Annotated in this window: 21 protein-coding genes; 9 read left to right on the top strand and 12 right to left on the bottom strand. The window is 67.9% G+C overall.

Annotated features, from left to right (window positions below; all coding sequences use genetic code 11):
• Position 1: 1 nt before the first annotated feature.
• Complete coding sequence (locus ACWPN8_RS05120) at positions 2 to 664, bottom strand: TetR/AcrR family transcriptional regulator (RefSeq protein WP_109452073.1); 663 nt, start codon at positions 662 to 664, stop codon at positions 2 to 4.
• Positions 665 to 859: 195 nt separating this feature from the next.
• Here ACWPN8_RS05120 and ACWPN8_RS05115 point away from each other — a divergent pair, with 195 nt between their 5' ends.
• On the top strand, positions 860 to 1,990 hold the full coding sequence (locus ACWPN8_RS05115; RefSeq protein WP_492240080.1) for an alkene reductase: 1,131 nt from the start codon (positions 860 to 862) through the stop codon (positions 1,988 to 1,990).
• A 191-nt stretch (positions 1,991 to 2,181) separates the two neighbouring features.
• Here the strand turns inward: ACWPN8_RS05115 and ACWPN8_RS05110 are convergent, their stop codons facing one another.
• Positions 2,182 to 2,694 (bottom strand): hypothetical protein, encoded by a 513-nt coding sequence (locus ACWPN8_RS05110; RefSeq protein WP_109452077.1) that lies wholly within the window; start codon positions 2,692 to 2,694, stop codon positions 2,182 to 2,184.
• A 312-nt stretch (positions 2,695 to 3,006) separates the two neighbouring features.
• On the opposite strand from ACWPN8_RS05110, the gene ACWPN8_RS05105 reads away from it, so the two are divergent.
• The 6 genes from ACWPN8_RS05105 to nifW all read left to right on the top strand — a co-directional run bounded on the left by ACWPN8_RS05105 (position 3,007) and on the right by nifW (position 8,081).
• Positions 3,007 to 3,402 (top strand): HesB/IscA family protein, encoded by a 396-nt coding sequence (locus tag ACWPN8_RS05105; protein ID WP_109452079.1) that lies wholly within the window; start codon positions 3,007 to 3,009, stop codon positions 3,400 to 3,402.
• Positions 3,403 to 3,460: 58 nt separating this feature from the next.
• Positions 3,461 to 4,384, top strand: coding sequence for a Fe-S cluster assembly protein NifU (gene nifU / locus ACWPN8_RS05100; protein WP_109452081.1), 924 nt, complete (start codon positions 3,461 to 3,463; stop codon positions 4,382 to 4,384).
• Between the two features lie 15 nt (positions 4,385 to 4,399).
• Positions 4,400 to 5,629: a cysteine desulfurase NifS gene (gene nifS, locus ACWPN8_RS05095; RefSeq protein WP_492240079.1), complete on the top strand. Its 1,230-nt coding sequence runs from the start codon at positions 4,400 to 4,402 to the stop codon at positions 5,627 to 5,629.
• A 133-nt stretch (positions 5,630 to 5,762) separates the two neighbouring features.
• The gene (gene nifV, locus ACWPN8_RS05090) at positions 5,763 to 6,884 is read left to right on the top strand and encodes a homocitrate synthase (protein WP_492240078.1); all 1,122 of its coding nucleotides are present in this window, start codon (positions 5,763 to 5,765) and stop codon (positions 6,882 to 6,884) included.
• Positions 6,881 to 7,732 (top strand): serine O-acetyltransferase, encoded by an 852-nt coding sequence (gene cysE / locus ACWPN8_RS05085; RefSeq protein WP_492240077.1) that lies wholly within the window; start codon positions 6,881 to 6,883, stop codon positions 7,730 to 7,732. Before nifV ends, cysE begins: the two co-directional genes overlap by 4 nt.
• A gap of 13 nt (positions 7,733 to 7,745) precedes the next feature.
• A complete protein-coding gene (gene nifW, locus ACWPN8_RS05080; RefSeq protein WP_109452086.1) occupies positions 7,746 to 8,081 on the top strand; it encodes a nitrogenase-stabilizing/protective protein NifW in 336 nt (111 codons plus the stop codon).
• A gap of 55 nt (positions 8,082 to 8,136) precedes the next feature.
• On the opposite strand, the gene ACWPN8_RS05075 is transcribed toward nifW, so the two are convergent.
• Complete coding sequence (locus ACWPN8_RS05075) at positions 8,137 to 8,439, bottom strand: hypothetical protein (protein WP_109051293.1); 303 nt, start codon at positions 8,437 to 8,439, stop codon at positions 8,137 to 8,139.
• A gap of 284 nt (positions 8,440 to 8,723) precedes the next feature.
• On the opposite strand from ACWPN8_RS05075, the gene ACWPN8_RS05070 reads away from it, so the two are divergent.
• Positions 8,724 to 9,134 carry a response regulator gene (locus tag ACWPN8_RS05070; RefSeq protein WP_247873338.1) on the top strand — a complete coding sequence of 137 codons (411 nt, stop codon included), beginning with the start codon at positions 8,724 to 8,726 and terminating at the stop codon, positions 9,132 to 9,134.
• Positions 9,135 to 9,237: 103 nt separating this feature from the next.
• On the opposite strand, the gene ACWPN8_RS05065 is transcribed toward ACWPN8_RS05070, so the two are convergent.
• From ACWPN8_RS05065 to ACWPN8_RS05045, 5 genes are all read right to left on the bottom strand, one after another.
• Positions 9,238 to 9,531 (bottom strand): ferredoxin family protein, encoded by a 294-nt coding sequence (locus tag ACWPN8_RS05065; RefSeq protein WP_109452087.1) that lies wholly within the window; start codon positions 9,529 to 9,531, stop codon positions 9,238 to 9,240.
• Positions 9,528 to 10,829 carry an FAD-dependent monooxygenase gene (locus tag ACWPN8_RS05060; RefSeq protein ID WP_109452088.1) on the bottom strand — a complete coding sequence of 434 codons (1,302 nt, stop codon included), beginning with the start codon at positions 10,827 to 10,829 and terminating at the stop codon, positions 9,528 to 9,530. The genes ACWPN8_RS05065 and ACWPN8_RS05060 overlap by 4 nt, the downstream gene beginning before the upstream one ends.
• Positions 10,830 to 10,857: 28 nt before the next feature.
• Complete coding sequence (locus ACWPN8_RS05055) at positions 10,858 to 11,937, bottom strand: electron transfer flavoprotein subunit alpha/FixB family protein (RefSeq protein ID WP_109452089.1); 1,080 nt, start codon at positions 11,935 to 11,937, stop codon at positions 10,858 to 10,860.
• A 25-nt stretch (positions 11,938 to 11,962) separates the two neighbouring features.
• Entirely contained in the window at positions 11,963 to 12,814 is an 852-nt protein-coding gene (locus ACWPN8_RS05050) for an electron transfer flavoprotein subunit beta/FixA family protein (protein ID WP_492240076.1), read from the bottom strand.
• 226 nt (positions 12,815 to 13,040) lie between these two features.
• Positions 13,041 to 16,157: a hybrid sensor histidine kinase/response regulator gene (locus ACWPN8_RS05045; RefSeq protein WP_492240075.1), complete on the bottom strand. Its 3,117-nt coding sequence runs from the start codon at positions 16,155 to 16,157 to the stop codon at positions 13,041 to 13,043.
• A 188-nt stretch (positions 16,158 to 16,345) separates the two neighbouring features.
• Here ACWPN8_RS05045 and ACWPN8_RS05040 point away from each other — a divergent pair, with 188 nt between their 5' ends.
• Entirely contained in the window at positions 16,346 to 17,191 is an 846-nt protein-coding gene (locus ACWPN8_RS05040; RefSeq protein WP_492240074.1) for a BglII/BstYI family type II restriction endonuclease, read from the top strand.
• A 28-nt stretch (positions 17,192 to 17,219) separates the two neighbouring features.
• Here the strand turns inward: ACWPN8_RS05040 and ACWPN8_RS05035 are convergent, their stop codons facing one another.
• The 4 genes from ACWPN8_RS05035 to ACWPN8_RS05020 are packed head-to-tail and all read right to left on the bottom strand — an operon-like array spanning position 17,220 to position 21,096.
• A complete protein-coding gene (locus ACWPN8_RS05035) occupies positions 17,220 to 17,882 on the bottom strand; it encodes a LysE family translocator (protein WP_492240073.1) in 663 nt (220 codons plus the stop codon).
• Between the two features lie 34 nt (positions 17,883 to 17,916).
• Positions 17,917 to 18,813, bottom strand: coding sequence for an LpxL/LpxP family acyltransferase (locus tag ACWPN8_RS05030; RefSeq protein ID WP_492240072.1), 897 nt, complete (start codon positions 18,811 to 18,813; stop codon positions 17,917 to 17,919).
• On the bottom strand, positions 18,797 to 19,795 hold the full coding sequence (gene lpxK / locus ACWPN8_RS05025) for a tetraacyldisaccharide 4'-kinase (protein ID WP_492240071.1): 999 nt from the start codon (positions 19,793 to 19,795) through the stop codon (positions 18,797 to 18,799). The genes ACWPN8_RS05030 and lpxK overlap by 17 nt, the downstream gene beginning before the upstream one ends.
• A gap of 14 nt (positions 19,796 to 19,809) precedes the next feature.
• Positions 19,810 to 21,096, bottom strand: a complete 1,287-nt coding sequence (locus ACWPN8_RS05020; RefSeq protein WP_492240070.1) for a 3-deoxy-D-manno-octulosonic acid transferase — start codon at positions 21,094 to 21,096, stop codon at positions 19,810 to 19,812.
• Positions 21,097 to 21,207 lie beyond the last annotated feature (111 nt).

The following is a 21,207-nucleotide window of genomic DNA, read 5'->3' as shown; positions in this document are numbered from 1 at the left end:
GTCAGCGCGGCGTCAGGCCATGGGCGATGGTGTGGGCCAGCGTGCCGACCATCGCGCAGATGCCGGCATCGTCGCGGCCGAACACCACCTGATCGAGAAAGCCCAGCCCGAAGCTGAGCGTCGCGATGCCGGCCGCCACATTGGCGAGGTCGGCGTCGGCGGCGATGGCGCCGCGGTCGCGATAGCCCTCCAGCCGCTTCAGCAGGCAGGGGATGCGGCTCTCCGACAGGGTGCGCGCCATCTCGTCCGCCACCGCCTGATCGACCAGGGCGCGCGCCAGCACGACGCGGGTGAAGTCGCGGCATTTCCAGCTGTGCTTCAAATGGGCATGCAGGAAGCGGGCGAGATCGGTTTCCAGATCGTCGTCCGGCGGCGGCAGGTCGCAGCCACCGGACTCCTCGCGCCAATAGCGCTCGACCACCGCCAGCAGCAGCCCGCTCTTTCCTGAGAAATAGCGCTGGATCAGCTGTTCGTTCACCCCGGCCCGCCCGGCGATCTCCCGGGTCGTCGCCGCGTCGAAGCCGCGCTCGGCAAACACCACCTTGGCGGCGTCGAGCAGCGCGCTTTCCGTCGCGGCACGGTCGCGCTTGCGCGCCCCGCCTTCGCAGGCGCCCTCGGTGCCGTTTCCGGGGCAACAGCCGTCGGCTTCAGTGCTTGCGTCCAAGACCCGTCCCTCTCCAGTCCGCCCCGCCGCCGTCATGACGGGCCGCTTCACGATAGGCAGCGTCATGTCGGACGGCTTCATAATAAGTATGCAGATACATACTTGACAAGCGGCAGGCGTCGGTTCAAGTATGTACTCACATACATACAAGCCCTCACCCCAAAAGCCTATTGCCCAACAGGGGGTATTCCCGCCATGCCGCACAGCAACGACACGCACAGCACCGCCACTCCGGATCTGTTCACCCCGCTGCGTCTCGGCGCGATCGAACTGCCGAACCGCGTCGTCATGGCGCCGATGACCCGCAGCCGCGCCGGCGACGGCAACTGCCCGACCGCGCTGACCGCCGAATATTATGCGCAGCGCGCATCCGCCGGCCTGATCATCACCGAGGCGACGCAGGTCTGCGACACCGCCCAGGGTTATCCCAACACGCCGGGCATCCACACCGACGCCCAGACCCTGGCATGGCGCGCGGTCGCCGACGCGGTGCACACGGCCGGTGGGCGGATCGTCACCCAGCTCTGGCATGTCGGCCGCATTTCCCACCCGCGCTTCCAGCCCAACGGCGCCGCCCCGGTCGCCCCGTCGGCCATCGCGGCGAAGGGCCAGCTCTACACCGGCGCCGGCATGGAACCCTTCCCGGTTCCGCGCGCCCTTGAAACCGCCGAAATCCCTGCCTTGGTCCGTCATTTCGCCGACGCCGCCAAGCGCGCCGTCTTCGATGCCGGCCTGGACGGCGTCGAGATCCACGCGGCCAACGGCTATCTGATCGACCAGTTCCTGCGCGACAGCACCAACACCCGCACCGACCGGTATGGCGGGACGGTGGAGAACCGCTGCCGCTTCCTGCTGGAGATCCTGGAGGCGACGGCCCATGCCGTCGGCGCCGACCGCATCGGCGTCCGCCTGTCGCCGACCGGCGTGTTCAACGACATGAAGGACAGCGACCCGCTGCCGCATTTCCTGGCGATCACCAAGGCGCTGAACCCCTTCAACCTCGCCTATCTGCATGTGATCGAGGGCAAGCCCGGCCACCACATGGCCCCGCCGGAGGGCGCGCCGCACGTGGCGTCCACCCTGCGCGCCGCCTACAAGGGTCCGTTCATCCTGAATGGCGGCTACAGCCGCGGTGACGCCGACGCGGCGCTCGCCAACGGCGAGGCCGATGCGGTCAGCTTCGGCGAGGCCTTCATCTCCAACCCGGACCTGCCCGTGCGCCTGCGTGCCGGCGCCTCGCTGGCCGAGCCGGACCGGACCACCTATTACGGCGGCGATGCCAAGGGTTACACCGATTACCCGGCGCTGGAATCGGTCGCCGCCTGACAGGTTTGCGGCCCCGACTTCCGCCCCCTGGAATCCCCAGTCGGAAATCCCCAATCGGGGCCGCAATTCCTCTCGACGTGAGAGAGCGCGTCGTGAGCGCGTCGTGAGACGCAAATCCCCCCTGCCCCCGGCCCGGTTCCCCCCTGGGCCGGGGGTCTTTTTTATGGGACCGCCTTATCTGGCCGGGTCGCTCACGCCGCCCCGCCCTCTCCGTCCAACCCGCGGGCAAGTGCCGCGATGGTGCCGTAGCCGACCTGATCGGCAGGGTCGATCTCCGCCATCTTGGCGAGGATCGCCAACGCCTTGTCGCGGTTGTGGCGGCGCAGTTCGATGAAGGCCAGCGCCTTCATGGTGAACAGGAAGAAGCGCGCCGGCCCGGCCGCCGTCCAGTCGGTGGAGCCTGCGGTCAACCGCGACCAGTCGGCGGGAAAGCCGCCCTGGAGAGCCGCGGCATCCAGCCCGATGCGGGCCACCCGCTCCGCCTCCCCCAGCTTCTTGCGGTTGAAGTAGAATTTGTAGAGCGCGTAGAAGACCGGCAGCACCCGCGGTCCCTTGCGGTGGGCCTCCCACAGCAGCGCCTCGCAGGCCTCGGGCACGTCGCGGGCCTTCACCGCCTCCTGCAAAAGCTCGTCGATCTGTTCGGGCACGTCGCCGAAGGCCATGCGGCCGTTCGACATCCGGAGTTCGATCGGTTCGTCGCTCATCGCTTCCCTCGCCTGTGTTTTCCGCTGCTGCAATCAACCATCCGACGCACCGACGACGCCCCCATGGTACGCGTGGGGACGCCGGGAAAGACCACATTATTTTTGTGCGGCGAAGTGTCGCGGCTGTCGCGAATCCGACACGCACCAAACCCGACAAAACCGTTTGTAGGCGAAACATTGTCGGACTTTCGCCACGCCCGCCTGACCTGACAATCCTTTTGTTTCAATGACTTGTTAGATTGGCACACCGCTTGCTTTTAACCTCGTCAGATTGGCCGGCACCCCCGGCAACGCGGCTTGAGGAGGCGGGACATGGTGACTCTGACGGATGCGGCGGTCTCCACCCTGGAACAGGTCCTGGCGAAGTCCGGCGGTGCTGCCGCCGGCTTGCGGATCGCGGTGACCGACGGCGGCTGCGCCGGCCTGAAATACCAGATGGGCCTGGAGGCGGCGGCGGGCGACGACGACACGGTGCTCAGCTTCGGCCCCGTCACCATCTTCGTCGACGCCAACAGCCAGCCCTTCCTGTCGGGCGTGGTGGTCGATTTCGTCGAGGGCATCGAAGGCTCGGGCTTCAAGTTCGACAACCCGAACGCGACGAGCAGCTGCGGCTGCGGCAAGTCCTTCTCGGCAGGCGACGGCGGCGGGGGCTCCTGCTCGACGTCGTCGTCGAGCTGCGGATCGTCAGCCCCCTACTCGACCCACTGATCCCGCTTTCAGATAGCTCTTCCCCTAGGCGCGCACCCCACGGAAAGGCAGCAGCGACATGTGGAACTACACCGACAAGGTCAAGGAACACTTCTTCAACCCGAAGAACTCCGGTGTCCTGGACAGCGCCAACGCGGTCGGCGAGGTCGGCTCCATCACCTGCGGCGACGCGCTGCGTCTGATGCTGAAGGTCGATCCCGACACCCAGGTCATCCTGGACGCCAAGTTCCAGACCTTCGGCTGCGGCTCGGCCATCGCCTCCTCCTCAGCGCTGACCGAGATGATCATCGGCAAGACGGTGGACGAGGCACTGACGCTGACCAACCGCGACATCGCCGAGTATCTGGGCGGCCTGCCGCCGGAGAAGATGCACTGCTCGGTCATGGGTGCGGAGGCCCTGCGTGCCGCCATCGCCAACTACAAGGGCGAGGAGTGGGTCGACGACCACGAGGAAGGCGAGCTGATCTGCAAGTGCTTCGGGGTCGACGCCGCGATGATCGAGCGCGCGGTGACCGTCAACGGCCTGACCTCGCTGGAGGAAGTCACCCACTACACCAAGGCCGGCGGCTCCTGCCAGACCTGCCACGAGAAGATCGAGGAAGTGCTGGAAGCGGTGATGGCCAAGACCGGCGCGCTGAAACCCGCCGCGAAGCACACCCCCGGCACCGTCGGCCTCGACGCCATCAAGCCGCTGCCGGCCAAACCGGAACCGGCCGCCGCGCCGAAGCTGACCAACGTGCAGCGCATGCAGGCCATCATGTCCGCCATCGAGGAGATGCGCCCGCAGATCCAGCGCGACGGCGGCGACGTGGAGCTGGTCGACATCGACGGCAAGGACATCTACGTGCGGCTGACCGGCGCCTGCTCCGGCTGTTCGCAGTCGGCCGGCACCATGATGGGCGTGCAGATGAAGCTGGTCGAGGCGCTCGGCGAGTTCGTCCGGGTCAAGCCGGCGTCCCTCATGCCGGCCCATGCGGGCTAAGGGGAGGAACCGGCGATGACGATCCCGAACACGACCATTCCCAACCGGGGCATCTATCTCGACAACAACGCCACCACCCGCGTCGACCCCGACGTGCTGGCGGAAATGCTGCCGCTCTTCACCGAGCATTTCGGCAACCCGTCCTCGATGCACGCCTTCGGCGCCGCGGTCGGCGGCAAGATCGAATGGGCGCGCAAGCAGGTGCAGGCTCTGCTGGGCGCTGCGCATGACAGCGAGATCGTCTTCACCTCGGGCGGGACGGAAAGCGACAACACCGCGATCCTGTCGATCATCGAGGCCTATCCGAAGAAGCGCGAGATCGTCACCAGCGTGGTCGAGCATCCCGCCGTGCTGGCGCTCTGCGACTATCTGGAGAAGAAGCGCGACTACAAGATCCACCGCATCCCGGTGGACGGCAAGGGCAACCTCGACATCGACGCCTACCGGGCGGCGCTGTCGGACCAGGTCGCCATCGTGTCGATCATGTGGGCCAACAACGAGACCGGGACGATCTTCCCGATCGAGGAACTGGCGCAAATGGCCAAGGCGGTCGGCGCCGTCTTCCACACCGACGCCGTCCAGGCGGTCGGCAAGATCCCGATGAAGCTCGCCGACAGCGCCGTCGACATGCTGTCGCTGTCCGGCCACAAGCTGCACGCCCCCAAGGGCATCGGTGCGCTGTACGTCAAGCGCGGCCTGCGCTTCCGTCCGATGCTGCGCGGCGGCCACCAGGAACGCTCGCGCCGCGCCGGCACCGAGAACGCCCCGGCCATCGTCGGCCTGGGCGCCGCCGCCCACCTCGCCCTCACCCACATGGGCGAGGAGAACACGCGGGTGAAGGCGCAGCGCGACCGGCTGGAACAGGCGATCCTGGCCGCCGTGCCGGCCTGCTTCGTCACCGGCAACCCGGACCACCGGCTGCCCAACACCTGCAACATCGCCTTCGAGTTCATCGAGGGCGAGGCCATCCTGCTGCTGCTGAACGAGCAGGGCATCGCCGCGTCCTCCGGATCGGCCTGCACCTCGGGGTCGCTGGAGCCGAGCCACGTGATGCGTGCCATGGGCGTGCCCTACACGGCGGCGCACGGCGCCACCCGCTTCTCGCTGTCGCGCGACACCACCGACGCCGAGATCGACCACGTCATCGCCGTGGTGCCGGGCATCATCGCCAAGCTGCGCAGCCTGTCGCCCTACTGGCAGCAGGAAGCCGGCAAGCCCAAAGAGTTCGCACCCGTTTATTCCTAACACCGGAATCGCAGGCCGGGTCGGTGGCCCGTCCCGGCACCCCGCCCGACGACACCCCGTCGGGGCGGGTCCCCGGCCCGGCCTGCGACATTTATCAACGGGGACAGCCGGTCCCCGCGCGCGAGGTGCCCCCATGCCCACCACCTTCGCCACAATCAACGACACCACGCTGCGCGACGGCGAGCAGACCGCCGGCGTCGCCTTCACGCTCGACGAGAAGATCGCCATCGCCAAGGCGCTCGACGCCGCCGGCGTTCCGGAGCAGGAAATCGGCATCCCGGCCATGGGCGAGGAGGAGCGCGAGGGCATCCGCGCCGTGGCGTCGCTGGGGCTGAAAGGCCGGCTGATGGTGTGGTGCCGGATGCATGACGCCGATCTGAAGGCGGCGCTGTCCTGCAATGTCGGCTTCGTCAACCTGTCGATGCCGGTGTCGGACATCCACATCACCAGGAAGCTGAAACGGAGCCGCGCCTGGGCACTGGCCGAGATCGAGCGCCAAGTGAAACAGGCGCGCGACCATGGGCTGGAGGTCAGCGTCGGAGGCGAGGATTCGTCGCGCGCCGACATGGATTTCCTGATCGCCGCCGCCACGGTGGCGCAGGAAGCCGGCGCCCGCCGTTTCCGCTTCGCCGACACGCTCGGCGTGCTCGATCCCTTCCAGACGCGCGCCTGCATCGAGCGGCTGCGCCGCGCCACCGACCTGGAGATCGAGATCCACGCCCATGACGATCTGGGCCTCGCCAACGCCAATTCGCTGGCCGCGGTGCTGGGCGGCGCCACCCACGTCAACACCACGGTGAACGGGCTGGGCGAGCGCGCCGGCAATGCCCCGCTGGAGGAGGTGGTGGTGTCGCTGAAGCACCTCTACCACATCGACACCGGCGTCGAGACGCGCTCGCTCGGCACCATCAGCGATCTGGTGGAGCGGGCGTCCAACCGGCCGGTGGCGGTCAACAAGTCGATCGTCGGCGCCGCCGTCTTCACCCACGAGGCCGGCATCCATGTCGACGGGCTGCTGCGCGACCGCAGCACCTACCAGAATTTCGACCCGGCCGAGGTCGGGCGTGAACACCGCATCGTGCTTGGCAAGCATTCCGGCACCGCAGCGGTGAAGCTGGCCTATGAGCGGCTCGGCATCGCCTGCGACGACGCCGCCGCACAGGCGGTGCTGCCGCGCGTCCGCGCGCTGGCCACCCGCGCCAAGCGGCCGCCAACTCCCGAGGAACTGCACGCCTTTCTGGAGGCGGCGACATGACGAAGGCCAGAACTCCTCCGAGAATCGTCGTCCTGCTGCGCGAGGACGTCGCCTGCGTGTTCGACCGCGACCCGGCGGCGCGCAACGTCCTCGACGTGCTGACCTGCTATCCCGGCATCCATGCGCTGGTGATCCACCGCGTCGCCAACGCAGCCTGGCAGCGGGGGCTGCGCTGGCCGGCGCGTTTCCTGTCCTATGTCGCCCGCGCGGTGACCAACATCGACATCCATCCCGGCGCCCGCATCGGCCGCCGCTTCTTCATCGACCATGGCGCCGGGGTGGTGATCGGCGAGACGGCGGAGATCGGCGACGACGTGACTCTCTACCACGGCGTGACGCTGGGCGGCACGTCCTGGACCAAGGGCAAGCGGCACCCGACGCTGATGGACGGCGTGCTGGTCGGTGCCGGCGCCAAGATCCTGGGACCGATCACCGTCGGCGCCGGCGCGCGGGTCGGCGCCAATTCGGTGGTGACCAAGCCGGTGCCGCCGGGCATGACCGTGGTCGGCATCCCCGGCCGGGTGGTGCGGCCGGAAGCACACCGCCAGTTGTCCGACCCCCACCTTTCCAATCACGGCATCGATCTGGAACATCATCTGATGCCCGATCCGGTCGGCAAGGCCATCGCCTGCCTGATCGACCACATAAACCGCATTGAAGCCCGGCTCGAGGCCCACACCGCAGCGGAAACGTCACAGTTTCCTGCTAAAAGCATCCGCCTGTCGGAATTTCGCCTGAACGACATACACAGCGATATACGCTTGGACGGTGTGGCCTGCAGTTCCTGCGGCAACATCTGCGACCAGGAGGGGTGCGCCCCCTCGCCTTCCACCCAGCAGCACGCGTGAGGAGCCTTCGACGATGAGCGATTTCACCGACGACCTCGACGATCTGGAGACCGCGGAAGACTTCCTGCGCTTCTTCCACGTCACCTACGACCAGCGTGTTGTGAACGTGAACCGGCTGCACATCCTGCAGCGCTTCCACGATTACCTGTCCGACGACATCGGCATGGAAGGGCTGGACGACGACGGCACGGCGGCACGCTACCGTTTCCACCTGGAACGGGCGTACCAGGATTTCGTCGTCTCCAACGCCATCGCGGAGAAGACCTTCAAGGTCCACAAGGAAGAGGCGCGCAAGATGGCCGACCGCTTCGTCCCGCTGGACAGCCTGCTGGGCACGCCGGTCGGCTGAACCGCCGGCGCCGTTTTGCGGAGCAAGGGGGGCGCCTGCAGCGCCCCCTTTGTCGTCAGTGGATTTTGCTCTCGTTCGGGCTGCCGTCGCGCCGGTAGACATGAACATGGTAGGCCGCCATCGGATTTTCGTCGAGATAGCGGAGCAGCTCCTGCTCCGTGCGTGGCGTGGCGCCGCGGATCAGCACCTGCCAGGCGGGCTCCATCGTCGCGCGCATGGTCTCACTGTGCGGCAGCATGATGAAGCCGGCCCATTCCGGGTCGAAATCGGCCAGATAGCTCTTGGTGTAGTGCTTCATCATCGCCGCGTCGTTGACGTTGACGCTTTCCATGTTTTCAAAACAGACGCGCAGATCCATCGCCGGTCTCCTCATGCAAAAAGGCCGCAAACCCGCAGATAACCCGTCCGACAGTTTGCAAGGGACGGGTGCAGGCCCGCGATGCTCGCTCGTGAAAACAGCCTTAACAGTCAGATGGTACGCCGCAGGTGTGAAAAACAAGGGTTCGCGGACAGCCCAGCCGACGCTTTTCCACCCTCACCCATGCAAGGGACGCAGGCTGCACCATTGGTCATAACCCCGCCTTTTCAGGTTCGCCGATTGCACGACTCCTGTAAAATCATTGTGACACTCCTTGCACGATCATGATGACCGACCTATCGCCTGCCTCCGACAGTCCTGTCCGCATCCTCATCGTCGAAGACGAAAGCCTCGCCGCCATGGCTTTGGAGGAGGTCCTCGGCATGCTTGGATTCGCCGTCGTCGGGATCGAGGACAATGCGGATGACGCGGTCGCGACGGCGGAGCGGCTGCGTCCGGACATCGTGATGATGGACATCCGCCTGCGGGGGCCGCGCGACGGGATCGAGGCCGCGGCGGCGATCCGCAAGCGGACCGGCATCCGCTGCATCTTCACCTCCGCCTTCGGCGACCCCGAAACCCGCCACCGCGCCGCCGAATGCGATCCTTTCGGCTTTGTCCGCAAGCCCTATTTCCCGGCCGAACTGCAACGGGCGCTGGGGCAGGCGACAGAGGCGTTGCAGAGCCGGGTGTAGAAAAGCGTCGGCGGAAGCCTCCTCCCTTCCGAAAACAGATCGGCCCCCGCGCGTCACCGCGCGGAGGCCAACCGGTTCAGGGGAAAGACAATGAAAGACCGGATCAGCCGAACTTGTAGCTGATGCCGTACCCGCCACGCGGATAATCCCAGGCGATGTTGCCCTTGTCCTGGCAGACGACACGGCAGGTACCGCATTCCAGGCAGCCGTCGGTCACCAGCGTCACGCCGCCGGTTTCGTTCTTGCTGTAGCAGGCCGCCGGGCAGCAGAAGGTGCAAGCCTGCTTTTCGCAGGTCTGGCAGGCCTCCACGCTCTTGATCTGGATGTGCGGCCGGCTTTCGTCGACGATGTAGCGGTTCTGATAGAGCTTCTCTTCGACCTTCACCATCATTGTCATCGCACGGCCCTCACCAGCTTGATTGCGTCACCGACCAGTCCCATCACCGAGCGGCGCTTGATGAAGGACTTCATGATCTGCTTTTCCTTCGACTTCTTGTCGACGCTGTCCACGGTGAACCAATTGTGGGCCGCCGCGGTGATTTCGTCGGGATAGGCGCCGAAGAACTGCTTGTTGCCATGCATGATGCCGGGCAGTTCGCGATACTTCTTCAGATCCTTCATGATGAAGCTGTCATCCAGCTTCTTCTTGTAGGCGGCCAGGTTCGGCGCGCTGAAGCCCTTGCCGGCGGACTTCAGCTCGATCACCGTCTCCGCCGCCATCCGGCCCGACGCCATTGCAAGGTTGGAGCCCTCGCGGTGGGCGGCGTTGTTGAAGTGGGCGGCGTCGCCAACGACCATCCAGCCATCGCCATAGAGCTGCGGAATCGCCTTGTAGCCGCCCTCCGGGATCATGTGGGCGGCGTATTCCTTCATCTCCGCCCCTTCGATCAGCGGCTTGATGACGGGATGCTTCTTCAGATCCTCCAGCATCCGGTAAGGCGGGCAATCGCCGTTCTTGAAGTCGGAGATCAGGCAGCCGATGCCGATCGTCAGCGATTCCTTGTTGGTGTAGAGGAAGGCGGTGCCGACCATCCCCTTGGTCACCTTGCCCATGATCTCGATGACGACGCCCTCGTCCTCCTTGATGCCGAAGCGCTGCTGGATCAGCTCCGGATCGATGAAGAGGATTTCCTTGACCGCCAGCGCCACATTCTCCGGCGCGGCTTCGTCCTGCAACCCGGCGCGCTTGGCGAGCAGGGCGTTGACGCCGTCGGCCATGATGACGACGTCGGCGTGAATCTCGCCGCCTTCGCGGTCGGTGCGGACGCCGATGACCTTGCCCGACGCATCGCGGATCAGCTCGGTCACCGTCGTCTCGCAGATCTGGAGACCGCCGACCTTGCGGATCTGCTCGCCCCACCATTTGTCGATGTTGGCGCGGATGATGGTGTAGCGGTTCGGCTTGTCGCTGTTGAAGGCTTCCGAGCGGTAGTTGGTGCCGACGTAATTGTCGTCACCCAGCAGCCAGACGCGCTGTTCGATGATGTGGCGCTCGGTCGGGCAATCGTCCCGGAAGTCCGGAATGATCTTCTCCAGCTCATGGGCGTACATGATGCCGCCCTGGACGTTCTTGGCGCCGGGATACTCGCCGCGCTCGAGCTGGAGCACCTTCAGCCCCTGCTTTGCCAACGTGTAGGTGGCGGCGTTGCCGGACGGGCCGGCACCGATGACGATGGCGTCGAACTTTTCGACCATGTCGACAGGCTCCTTTCTCGTCCGGCGGTCAGCCGGCCATGCGGTTGACGGAGAGGCGGCGGCCGAAGGCATCGGTCAGCGCCGGCAGGATCTTCAGCGCGTCGCCGACCAGCCCGAGATGGGCGAAGTCGAAGATCGTCGCGTTCGGATCGGTGTTGATCGCCAGGATCAGGTCCGACTTCTCCATGCCGACCCGATGCTGGATGGCGCCGGAAATGCCGGCGGCGATGTAGAGCTTGGGCCGCACCGTCTTGCCGGTCTGCCCGACCTGACGGTCGTTGGTCGCCCAGCCGGCCTGGACCAGCGGGCGGGTCACCCCGACCTCGGCGCCCAGAATCTTGGCGAGATCGAAGACCAGCTTCATGTTCTCGACCTTGCCCAAACCCTTGCCGGCCGACACGATGATGTCGGCGAAGGCCAGTTGCGCCTCGTTCTGCTCGCGGTCGGCGATGAAGTTCAGGACCTTGGTGACGATGTCCTCTTCGCGCAGGTCCGGCTGGATTTCGATGACGCGGCCGATGCGGGCGTCGTCGCGCTCCGGCATCGCCATCACGCGCGGGCGCACCGTCGCCATCTGCGGCCGGTAGGCCAGCGTCTGGATGGTGCAGAGCAGCGTGCCGCCGAAGGTCGGCCGGGTGGCGGCCAGCGAGCGGTTGTCGGCGTAGATGTCCAGCTCGGTGCAGTCGGCGGTCAGCCCAGTCGCCAGCGTGGTGGCGATGGCGCCGGCCAGATCGCGGCCCAGCGTGGTGGCGCCCAACAGCACGATTTCCGGCTTATGGGTGTTCACCACGTCGGTCATGACGCGGCAATAGGGATCGGTGCGGTAATCGGCCAGCGCCGGATCGGTCACCTTGTAGACGATGTCGGCGCCATAGCCGATGGCGTCGCCGCAGATGCGGTTCAGGTCGGGGCTTTCGGCACCCAGCACCACGGCACCGACCTCCACCCCCAGCTTGTCGGCCAGCTTGCGGGCTTCGCCCAGCAGCTCCAGCGACACGGAGTGGACGATGCCGCGCTCCTGCTCGACGATCACCCAGACGTTCTTGTAAATTTTCAGGTGTTCGGGAAGCTGGAACTTGCGGCCCTGGGGCTTGCTCGGTTCGCTCATCGTCGGGTCTCCCGCGGGTAAATCGTCAGAGCCCGGCCGCGGCGCGGGCGAGCAGGTCGCCGGCCAGCTTGGGCTGGGCAGCGAAGATGGCGTCGATGGCGGCGGCGGCCATCGCGTCGGGGGTGTCGGCGTCGGCAACGATCATCTTCGCCTTCTCCGCCCGCGGCTTCGGCACGAACACCTTCGACACCACGGTCGGCGAGCCCTTCAGCCCGACGCGGCCTTCCTCGGCTCCGGTGAAATCGCGGCTCCAGCTCTTCAGCTCGTAGCGGGCGGCGCGGAACAGATCGTCCATCTTGCCGAAGCGGATGGTGTTGGTGCCCTCCAGCATGGTGATCATGCAGGGGAGCTTCGTCTTCAGCACCTGCACGCCGCCTTCCGAGCGGCGCTGCACCACGATCTCCTTCGAGGCGGTGTTCAGATCCTCGATCCTGGTGATGTAGGTCAGCTGCTCGAAGCCGAGGCGGGTGGCGATGCCGGGGCCGACCTGGGCGGTGTCGCCGTCCACCGTCTGCTTGCCGCAGAAGACGATGTCGACCGGATCCTCCTCGGACAGCTTCTGGATGGCCGAGGTCAGGGCGTAGGAGGTCGCCAGCGTGTCGGAGCCGGCGAACTTGCGGTCGGTCAGCAATACCGCGTCGTCGGCTCCCAGCGACAGCGCCTTGCGCAGCGAGGTCTCCGCCATCGGCGGCCCCATGGTCAGCACGGTGACGCGGGCGCCCACCTTGTCCTTCAGCCGCAGCGCCTCTTCCAGCGAGAACAGGTCGAAGGGGTTGATGATGGCGGGCACGCCCTGCCGCATGATGGTGTTGGTGACGGGATGGATGCGGATCTGGGCGCTGTCGGGCACCTGTTTGATACAGACGACGATGTGCATCCCGTTCTCCTTGGCTTCCGCTCTCGCTGTGGCGCGCATGTGGGTTTGGGGCCGGCACCGGGCCGGGATACACCCAAGACAGCAAGCAGCGTGCCAGCCGGCGGAGGCCGGCCAAGTCACGGGAAACACTGGAGATTTTCAAAAGTCGGAAAGTGCCCTCCCCGTGTCGCAAAGGCGACAAGGGGAAGCTGATGTCGGTTTCGCTACAGCCGCGGCGGGTGCGGGCTCAGACCGTTTCGATGTGGGCGACGACCCGGTCCAGCTCCACGCCGATACGGGCGACCATGTCGGCGATGCCGTCGAGCCGGTGGTCGATCACCGCCAGTTCCACCGCATCGGCGGCGGCGGCAAGGTCGCGGGCGCCGACGGTGCGCGAGGACCCCGCCAGCTTGTGGGCGGCCTGCCGAACCTCGTCCCAGATCTCGCCGGCCAGCGCGTCGACCAGCCAATGGTGCGAAGCGCTGTTGGAGGTCACGAACTCCCCCAGCAGATGCCGGACGAACTCGCTGTCGCCGTCGAACAGCGCGGTCAGCGCCTCAAGATCGAGCGGCGGCAAATCGGCGATGACGGGAGCGGCGGCAGGAGCATGCCGGGGCGAGGGCTGAGGTTCCGGTTGCTGCAACCCGCCGGTCACCGGTACCTTGCTCTGCAACGGATCGTCCAATTCCTCACCCTCCCCGCTTTCGCCGTCCACCGGCGGCAGGAAACGGTCCACCACCCGGCGCAGGTCGGCAAGGCTGACCGGTTTCGCCAGCGTGTCGTCCATGCCCGCGAGAAGGCAAAGCTGGGCCTCGTTCTCCGTCGCGTTGGCGGTGATGGCGACGATGGGCAGGCGAGCCCCGCTTTCCCCCTCCGCGGCGCGGATGCTGCGGGCCAGCTCCATGCCGTCCATCTCCGGCATCTGGCAGTCGGTCAGCAGCAGGCCATGGCCGCCGGCCCGCCACAGGGCCAGCGCCTGGGCACCGTCCTCCGCGGTCTCCATCACATGGCCGAGCAGGGTCAGCTGGCGCTGGATGACCTGACGGTTGGTCGGATGGTCTTCCGCTACCAGGATCAGCCGGCCCCGTGCCCGCGCCTCCTCCACCGTGGGCAGTCGGCGGCGGCCGGCGGCCGGGGCGGCGGGCTCCGGCGCGGGTTGCCGGTCGGCGCGCCCGCCCTCCCCTGCCGCCATCCGGCCGGCGGCGGCCAGGATGGCGCGGACCAGCCCGACCCGGCGCACCGGCCGGCCGAGCACCATTGTGCCGGCACCGGAGGCACCAAGCTCCGCCGCATCGCCGGAACTCAGCGCGTCGCCACCGATCACCACGCGCCCGCGCACCCGGCCGCGCGGATCGCGGTCCAGCGCCGCGGTGTCGGTGCCGAGCGTGGCGACCAGAACATCGCAGGCGGCGGTCGGCAACAGGGTGCGCAAGGCGGCGTCGGCGTCGGCCGCCTCCACCACCTGCGCGCCGTCGGCGTTCAGATAGCGGGCGAGAAAGCCACGCTCCTGCGCATCCGCCGCCAGGAGCAGGACGGTCACCCCCTGCAGCGGCGCCCGCTGCGTCACGGCCGGTTCGTCCACCGCAACCAGATCGGCGGCGAAGGTGAACCAGAAGGTGGAGCCGACATTGACCTCGCTGTTGACGCCGATGTCGCCGCCCATCAGTTCGGCCAGGCGCCGGCAGATCGACAGCCCCAGCCCGGTGCCGCCGAAGCGGCGGGTGGTCGATGCCTCCGCCTGGGTAAAGGGGCGGAACAGGCGGGTCTGGTTTTCCCTGGAGATGCCGATGCCGGTGTCGGTCACCGCGACGCGGATGATGACGCGGTCGCCGTCGAAATGCGCCAGTTCCACCCGCACGGTGACCGAGCCGGACTGGGTGAACTTCACCGCATTGCCGGCGATGTTGAACAGCACCTGCCGGATGCGGACCGGATCGCCGACGACCTCCGCCGGCAGGTCGGGGTCGATGTAGGTGACCAGCGACAGCCCCTTGGCCCTGGCCCCCGGCGCCAGCGTGTCGGCCACCCCCTCCACCACATTGGCGAGCGCCACCGGCACCCGCTCCAGGTCGAGCCGGCCGGCCTCGATCTTTGAGAAGTCGAGGATGTCGTTGATGATGGTCAGCAGGGCGCCGGCCGATTCCCGCACCACGCTGACCAGTTCGCGCTGGTCGCCGGTCAGGCTGGTGTGCTCCAGCAACTCCAGCATGCCCTGGATGCCGTTCATCGGCGTGCGGATTTCGTGGCTCATCGTCGCCAGGAACAGCGACTTCGCCTGATTGGCCGCCTCCGCCTCCGACCGTGCCGCCTCCGCCGCCACGCGCGCCGCCACCAGATCCTGCGTGCGCTCCGCCACCTGCCGTTCCAGGCTGCGGTTCAGCTCGGTCAGTTCCTCGTACAGGTGGACGTTGTCGAAGCCGATGGCGACCTTGGCGCAGAACACCTCCAGCAGCCGCCGCTCGTCGGCCGTCAGGGCGCGGCCATGCCCGAGATAGACCACGGTGTCGTGCCGGCGGGTGGCGGAGCGGAAGACCAGGACGCTGTGCCCGCGCTCATAGCGGTTGCGGCCATCGGCCAGCGCTGCGGTCACCGCCTGCGCCGCGTCGGGCGGCAGCGCCAGGAACAGCGGGATCCCCTCCATCCCGACATGGCAGCCGGCACCGCCCAGCACCAGCGGCTCCGACGGCCGCGGCCCGTCGCACAGGCGGCTGACCAGCGCCACCCCGCCCGACACCCCACCCGACATCAGTCCATTGGCCGGCGGGCAGACGCCGACGATCTGGGCCACGGCATGGCGGACGAACTCCGCCATCGTCCGCTTGCCCAGCAGGGTGGAGGAGGAGTCCAGGATGCGCTCCAGCCCCTCCCGGTGATCCTCGATGGCGGTGATGTCCTGATAGCCGCGCAGCGCGGCGACCACAGAGGTGAACAGCTTCTGCGCCGTCAGCTCGGTCTTCGATTTGTAATCGTTGATGTCGTAGCTGAGGATAACGTCGCGTTCCGGCGCCTGCCCCGGTTGGCCGGTGCGCAGGATGATGCGCACACGGCGGTTGCTCAGCTCGCTGCGGATGTAGCGGACCAGCCGCAGACCGGCATCGTCGGATTCCATCACGACGTCCAGCAGGATCACCGCGATGGCCGGGTTGTCGCGCAGCACCCCGCGTGCCTCCGCCGCGGTGGCGGCCGACAGGAACTGCGCCGGGCGTCCTTCAAAGGTGAAGCCGCGCAGCACCATCTTGGTGGTCGCATGGATGGCCGGGTCGTCGTCGACGATCAGGATCAGCCAGGGTTCGACCGGCTCCGCAGCCTCGGCAACCGCCTCGACGGCGGGCTCCTCCTCCGCGAACAGGAATTCGTCGCTCATCACGGTCCCCCGCCGAACTTGCCGCGCTTTTTCCACCCCGACACGCGGCCCAAAGCGCCGGCGACCTTAGCATATGTCGGGGAATGGCCGCCAGTTCGGCCCCCTCCGGCGGCCATCGGGCTGAAAGGGTGGATTTGCCGGGCGGCAGCCGCCATGGTGGCGCCGTTTTCCATCGCGCATGTGCCGTCATGAACCTGCTTGCCTGCATCCACGACAAGGCCCCGCTGATCGAGGCGCGGGATCCCGACCTGGGCGACCTGTTCCCGCCCGGCTTCCTCGATCTGTACGAGGTGCACAGCTACCGCAACGCCGCGCGCATCCTGGCCCATGCCTGCACGGCCGAGTTCCGCGAGATCACCGAACGGCTGATGGAGTTTCGCATCCGCACCGAGGACATCGTGGCGTCCGGAGGCAACAAATCGCAGATCGCCAAGACGATGGAGCGGATGCTGAACCCGCTGGGCTGGAACGAGACGCGCATCCGCGGCGACCTGTTCATCACCAAGATGATCGTGACGCACGAGGAGAAACGCCGCGTCGCCGGCAAGAACCGCGGCCGGACCGTCACCGAACAGCGCCAGCGCGAGGAGCTGTACAAGGTCAACGGCTTCATCGACGGGCACAAGATCGACTTCGTGAAGGGACGGGTGTCCTTCGACCTGGAATGGAACAGCAAGGACCAGACCTTCGACCGTGACCTCTACGCCGCCCGCACCTTCTACGAATGCGGCATCATCAATGCCGGCGTCCTGCTGACCCGCAGCGCCGAGCTGATCCCGCTGTTCACCGAGGTGGCGCGGCGGGTCGAGATGAAGAATTTCCAGAACAAGTACGGTGCCAGCACCACCTGGATGAAGAAGCTGCTTTACCGGCTGGATGCCGGCCGCGGCGGCGGCTGCCCGGTGCTGGCGCTCGGCATCCGTCCGGCGCTGGTGTCGGATTTCGACGACTGGAAGGACAGCCATCCGGTGGTCCGGCAGGCCGCGACCTTCGATGTCGATACCGGTGCGGAGGACGAGGACGATCTGTGGTGAGGGCGCCAGGGAGCCCTCACCGGCTTCTTCACGCGAATTTGCGGTCGGTCAGCAGCAGCCGCACCGCGAAGCCCAGGAACAGGACGCCGGCGATGCCGTCCAGCGCCGTGCGGACCCGCGGGCTGGACAGGACGCGCCGCGCGGCCCCGGCACTGAGTGCCGCGATGCCGACCAGATAGAGACCGCCCAGCACCGAGATGATGTTGCCAAGGATGAAGGTCTGCAACGCCACATGGCCCAGCTCCGGGGCGATGAACTGGGGCACGAAGGCCAGCTGGAACAGGATGATCTTCGGGTTCAGCAGGTTGGTCAGCAGCGCCTGGACGAAGACGCGGGAGGTGCCCGCCGGGGCCGGGGCCTCGATGGACGGAACGGGCTCGGCTCCGCGGCTGGTCCAGACGCTCCACAGCGACCGCAGGCCGATCCAGGCGAGATAGGCGCCGCCGGCATAGCGCAGCAGGTCGAACAGCGACGCCGACGCCGCGATCAGGGCGGAGATGCCGGCGGCGGCCAGCAGCGAATGGACGGTGTTGCCGACGCAGATGCCGATGGTGGCCACCACGCCCGCCTGCCGGCCATCGGCGATGCTGCGGGTCAGCACCAGAAGCGAGTCCGGTCCCGGTGCCAGGACCAGCACACAGACGGCGACCATATAGAGTTGCAGCAGGTGGAGGTCGAGCGGCAGGGTCATCGCAGGACGGACCTTCGGCGAGAGGTTCGGGTGCTCAGTCGGGCCAGCGGCGGTGGATCCACAACCATTGCGCCGGCCGGTCGCGGATCCAATCCTCCAACAGTCGGTTCAGCCTTTCCATAAGAATTCGCGCATCCGCATTGCGGTCGCCGCTGGTCGGGTATTCCTCCGGCGGCAGGACGGTGACGCGGAAATGGGCCCCCTCCAGCCTCTCGGTCCGCGCCGGACACAGCGGGAGCTGCATCTTCATGCCGAGGACGGCAGCCGCCGGAGCCGTCATGGCGTCGCGACCGAAGAAAGGCACCGGAATGCCGTCGTTCATCTTCTGGTCGATCAGCATGCCGACATGGCCGCCCCTGGTCAGGTGACGCAGTAGGATCCTGGCACCGTCCGGCCCCTTGGGAATCTGCATGCCGGTCGCCGCCCCGCGCAGCTTCACCAGCAGTTCACCGACCATCGGGTTGTTGGGCGCGCGATAGACCAGCCCCAGCTCCAGCCCCAGCATGCGGGAGGCGACCGACTGGACCTCCCAGTTCGCCAGATGGCCGGAGACCAGGATACCGGCCTTGCCGTCCTCGCGCAGCGCATCGACATGCTCGATGCCGACCACCTCGATCCGTTCACGGCCGATCTGCTCCAGATGCGGATATTCGGCGATGGTGCGGCCGAGATTGTCCCACATGCCGCGAATGATCGCCTCGATCTCCGCCCCGCTCTTCTCGGGGAAGGCGCGGGTCAGGTTGCGCCGGGCACGGGCGCTGTTGGGCAGCCACGGCCCCACCGTCCGGCCGATCCAGCCGCCGAGCGCCGATGCGCGGTCGAGCGGCAGCATCCGGAACAGACCGCAGACGCCATGGACCAGCAGCGCCTCCACCGGATAGCCGATGCGGCGCGTCAGCCATTTCTGAAACGGGCTACGCGGCTTGGCCATCGGGGCTTCCTTTCAGCGAAACATGCGTCAGCAGCGCGGCGAGCGCGCTCTCATCGGCCCAGCGCACCGACACCGGCAGGACGGCGATCTTCGCCCGCAACTCCGGCGGCAGGCGGATGGCGTCCTTGGCGGTGGTGACGGGCACGGCGCCCAACGCCGCGGCGCGGTCGAGCAGCGCCGCCACCTCGGCCGGACGGTAGGGGTGATGGTCGGCGAAGGGCACCCGCTCCGCGATGCGGGCGCCGAGCGCCTCCAGCGTCGCGAAGAACTTCTCCGGCCGGCCGATGCCGGCGAAGGCCAGCACGTCGCGCCCGGCGAGACGGGCGGCGGCCTCCGGATCGGGCTCCAGCCGGGCGGTCAGCACCGGGCGTCCGCCGGCCAGCGCCGCCAGACCGTGACGGTCCTCGCCCAGGATCACCAGCGCATCGGCGCGGGCGAGGCCGTCGGCCACCCGTTCCCGCAGCGGCCCCGCCGGAACCAGCCGGCCGTTGCCGAAACCGACCGCCCCGTCTGCCACGATCAGCGACAAATCCTTGTGCAGGGCCGGGTTCTGGAAGCCGTCATCCATGACGATTGCCTTGGCTCCGGCGGCAACCGCGCGCTCCGCCCCAGCCAACCGGTCGCGCGCCACCCAGCAGGGCGCCGCCCCGGCCAGCAGCAGCGCCTCGTCGCCGACGTCGGCGGCGGTGTGGCGGCCGGGATCGACCGCCAGCGGACCAGCCTCCCGCCCGCCATGGCCGCGGGTCAGCGCATGGACGGCGACACCGCGGGCCTGCAAGGCCGCAATCACAGACAGCCCGACCGGCGTCTTGCCGGCGCCGCCCGCCACCAGATTGCCGACGCAGACCACCGGAACGCCGACCTTGCGCGGAACGGTTCCGGCGATGCGCCGCCGCCCGGCCAGCCCATAGAGCGCACCCAGCGGTGCCAACAGGGTGGAGGCGAGACCGGGCGGCCGGTACCAAAAGGCGGGGGTCTTCACGGCGGCGCGTCCCCTCAGGCAGCCGTCCGGATGCCGGCCGCGCCCAGCACCGGGGCCAGCGCCGCCAGCGCCCGGTCGATGATCCGCCGGTTGTCGGCGGTCACCCGTGCCGCACCCGCGACGATGCGGTCTCGTGCACGGTCATCGGTCAGCAGCCGGCGCGCCTCGCGGGCCAGCGCCTCGCCGTCCGCCACCGGCAGGGCGCCGCCGGCGGCTTCCAGCATGTGGGTGATCTCGCCGAAATTGAACATGTGCGGCCCGTACAGCACGGCACAGCCCAGCTGCGCCGGCTCCACCGGGTTCTGTCCACCATGGGGGATGAAGGAGCCGCCCATGCACACCACCGGTGCCGCACGGTAGAACAGCCCAAGCTCGCCCATGGTGTCGGCGACATAGACGGCATGCTCGGGACCCGGCAGGCGATGCCCGGCGGTCCGTTGAAGAACCGGCAGCCCGCGCGCCCGCATCAGCTCCGCGATGGAGTCGCCGCGATGGGCATGGCGCGGGGCGACGACCGTCAGCAGCCCGGGCAGCACGGGGGCCAGCGCGGTGTGGACCGCCGCGGCGATCTCGTCCTCGCCAGGGTGGGAACTGGCGAGCAGCCAGACGGGCCGGCCGGCCAGGGATGCCCGCAGCGGCTCCATCGCGTCGGCAACGGCGGGGGGAGGCTCGGCGGAGAATTTCAGGTTGCCGACGCTGGCGACACCGGAGGCGCCGAGCCGGCGCAGCCGCTCCGCATCGCCTTCGGTCTGGGCCAGCGTCACCTGGAAGGTCGACAGCAGGCCGCCGATCAGCCCCGGCACGTTGCGCCAGCGCGAGAAGCTGCGTTCGGACATGCGGGCATTGACCAGCGCGGCGGGGATGGATCGGGCGCGGATACCGGCCAGCAGGTTCGGCCAGATCTCCGATTCCGTCCACAACACCGCGTCGGGCCGCCAGTGTTCGAGGAAACGGTCGACCGCGCCCGGCAGATCGACCGGCACATACTGGTGGATCGCACGCCGCGGCAGCCGCCGGCCCATCAGCTCGGCCGAGGTGACGGTGCCGGTGGTCATCAGCACGGTCAGGTCGGGCGCGCCGTCCAGCAGCCGGCCGACCAGCACGAGGACCGAGTTCGCCTCCCCCACGCTGGCCGCGTGGATCCAGACCAGCGGACCGGCCGGCCGGGCTTGCGATGCCATGCCGAACCGCTCCGCCTGGCGCGCGGGGTCTTCCTTGCCGGCAGCACGGCGCCGGTCGAGATAGAGGCGCACCGCCGGCCCGGCAACGGTCGTCAGGCCACGGTAGAGGGAATGCAGCATCAAGGCCCGGAACAGGAGACGTACGACAACGGGCGCGTTGCCGGTGCCCCTGATACGGACCACCGGCGACGCGCCCGGCGGCACCTTAGCACGCGGCAACGGTTCCGTAAC

The sequence above is a fragment of the Azospirillum sp. UENF 112521 genome, assembly GCF_058780665.1.
Note: the sequence above shows the minus strand (reverse complement) of the source record. Positions and strands in the feature narration are given on the sequence as shown.

Excerpts from the sequence above, each read along its gene's own strand:
- ACWPN8_RS05065 (WP_109452087.1), bottom strand. The coding sequence starts at position 9,531 with ATGACAATGATGGTGAAGGTCGAAGAGAAGCTCTATCAGAACCGCTAC.
- ACWPN8_RS05035 (WP_492240073.1), bottom strand. The coding sequence starts at position 17,882 with ATGACCCTGCCGCTCGACCTCCACCTGCTGCAACTCTATATGGTCGCC.
- ACWPN8_RS05055 (WP_109452089.1), bottom strand. The coding sequence starts at position 11,937 with ATGAGCGAACCGAGCAAGCCCCAGGGCCGCAAGTTCCAGCTTCCCGAA.
- ACWPN8_RS05070 (WP_247873338.1), top strand. The coding sequence starts at position 8,724 with ATGATGACCGACCTATCGCCTGCCTCCGACAGTCCTGTCCGCATCCTC.
- ACWPN8_RS05040 (WP_492240074.1), top strand. The coding sequence starts at position 16,346 with ATGAACCTGCTTGCCTGCATCCACGACAAGGCCCCGCTGATCGAGGCG.
- cysE (WP_492240077.1), top strand. The coding sequence starts at position 6,881 with ATGACGAAGGCCAGAACTCCTCCGAGAATCGTCGTCCTGCTGCGCGAG.
- nifW (WP_109452086.1), top strand. The coding sequence starts at position 7,746 with ATGAGCGATTTCACCGACGACCTCGACGATCTGGAGACCGCGGAAGAC.
- ACWPN8_RS05110 (WP_109452077.1), bottom strand. The coding sequence starts at position 2,694 with ATGAGCGACGAACCGATCGAACTCCGGATGTCGAACGGCCGCATGGCC.
- ACWPN8_RS05075 (WP_109051293.1), bottom strand. The coding sequence starts at position 8,439 with ATGGATCTGCGCGTCTGTTTTGAAAACATGGAAAGCGTCAACGTCAAC.
- ACWPN8_RS05105 (WP_109452079.1), top strand. The coding sequence starts at position 3,007 with ATGGTGACTCTGACGGATGCGGCGGTCTCCACCCTGGAACAGGTCCTG.
- ACWPN8_RS05030 (WP_492240072.1), bottom strand. The coding sequence starts at position 18,813 with ATGGCCAAGCCGCGTAGCCCGTTTCAGAAATGGCTGACGCGCCGCATC.
- nifU (WP_109452081.1), top strand. The coding sequence starts at position 3,461 with ATGTGGAACTACACCGACAAGGTCAAGGAACACTTCTTCAACCCGAAG.
- nifV (WP_492240078.1), top strand. The coding sequence starts at position 5,763 with ATGCCCACCACCTTCGCCACAATCAACGACACCACGCTGCGCGACGGC.
- ACWPN8_RS05115 (WP_492240080.1), top strand. The coding sequence starts at position 860 with ATGCCGCACAGCAACGACACGCACAGCACCGCCACTCCGGATCTGTTC.
- ACWPN8_RS05020 (WP_492240070.1), bottom strand. The coding sequence starts at position 21,096 with ATGCTGCATTCCCTCTACCGTGGCCTGACGACCGTTGCCGGGCCGGCG.
- ACWPN8_RS05060 (WP_109452088.1), bottom strand. The coding sequence starts at position 10,829 with ATGGTCGAAAAGTTCGACGCCATCGTCATCGGTGCCGGCCCGTCCGGC.
- ACWPN8_RS05050 (WP_492240076.1), bottom strand. The coding sequence starts at position 12,814 with ATGCACATCGTCGTCTGTATCAAACAGGTGCCCGACAGCGCCCAGATC.
- nifS (WP_492240079.1), top strand. The coding sequence starts at position 4,400 with ATGACGATCCCGAACACGACCATTCCCAACCGGGGCATCTATCTCGAC.
- ACWPN8_RS05045 (WP_492240075.1), bottom strand. The coding sequence starts at position 16,157 with ATGAGCGACGAATTCCTGTTCGCGGAGGAGGAGCCCGCCGTCGAGGCG.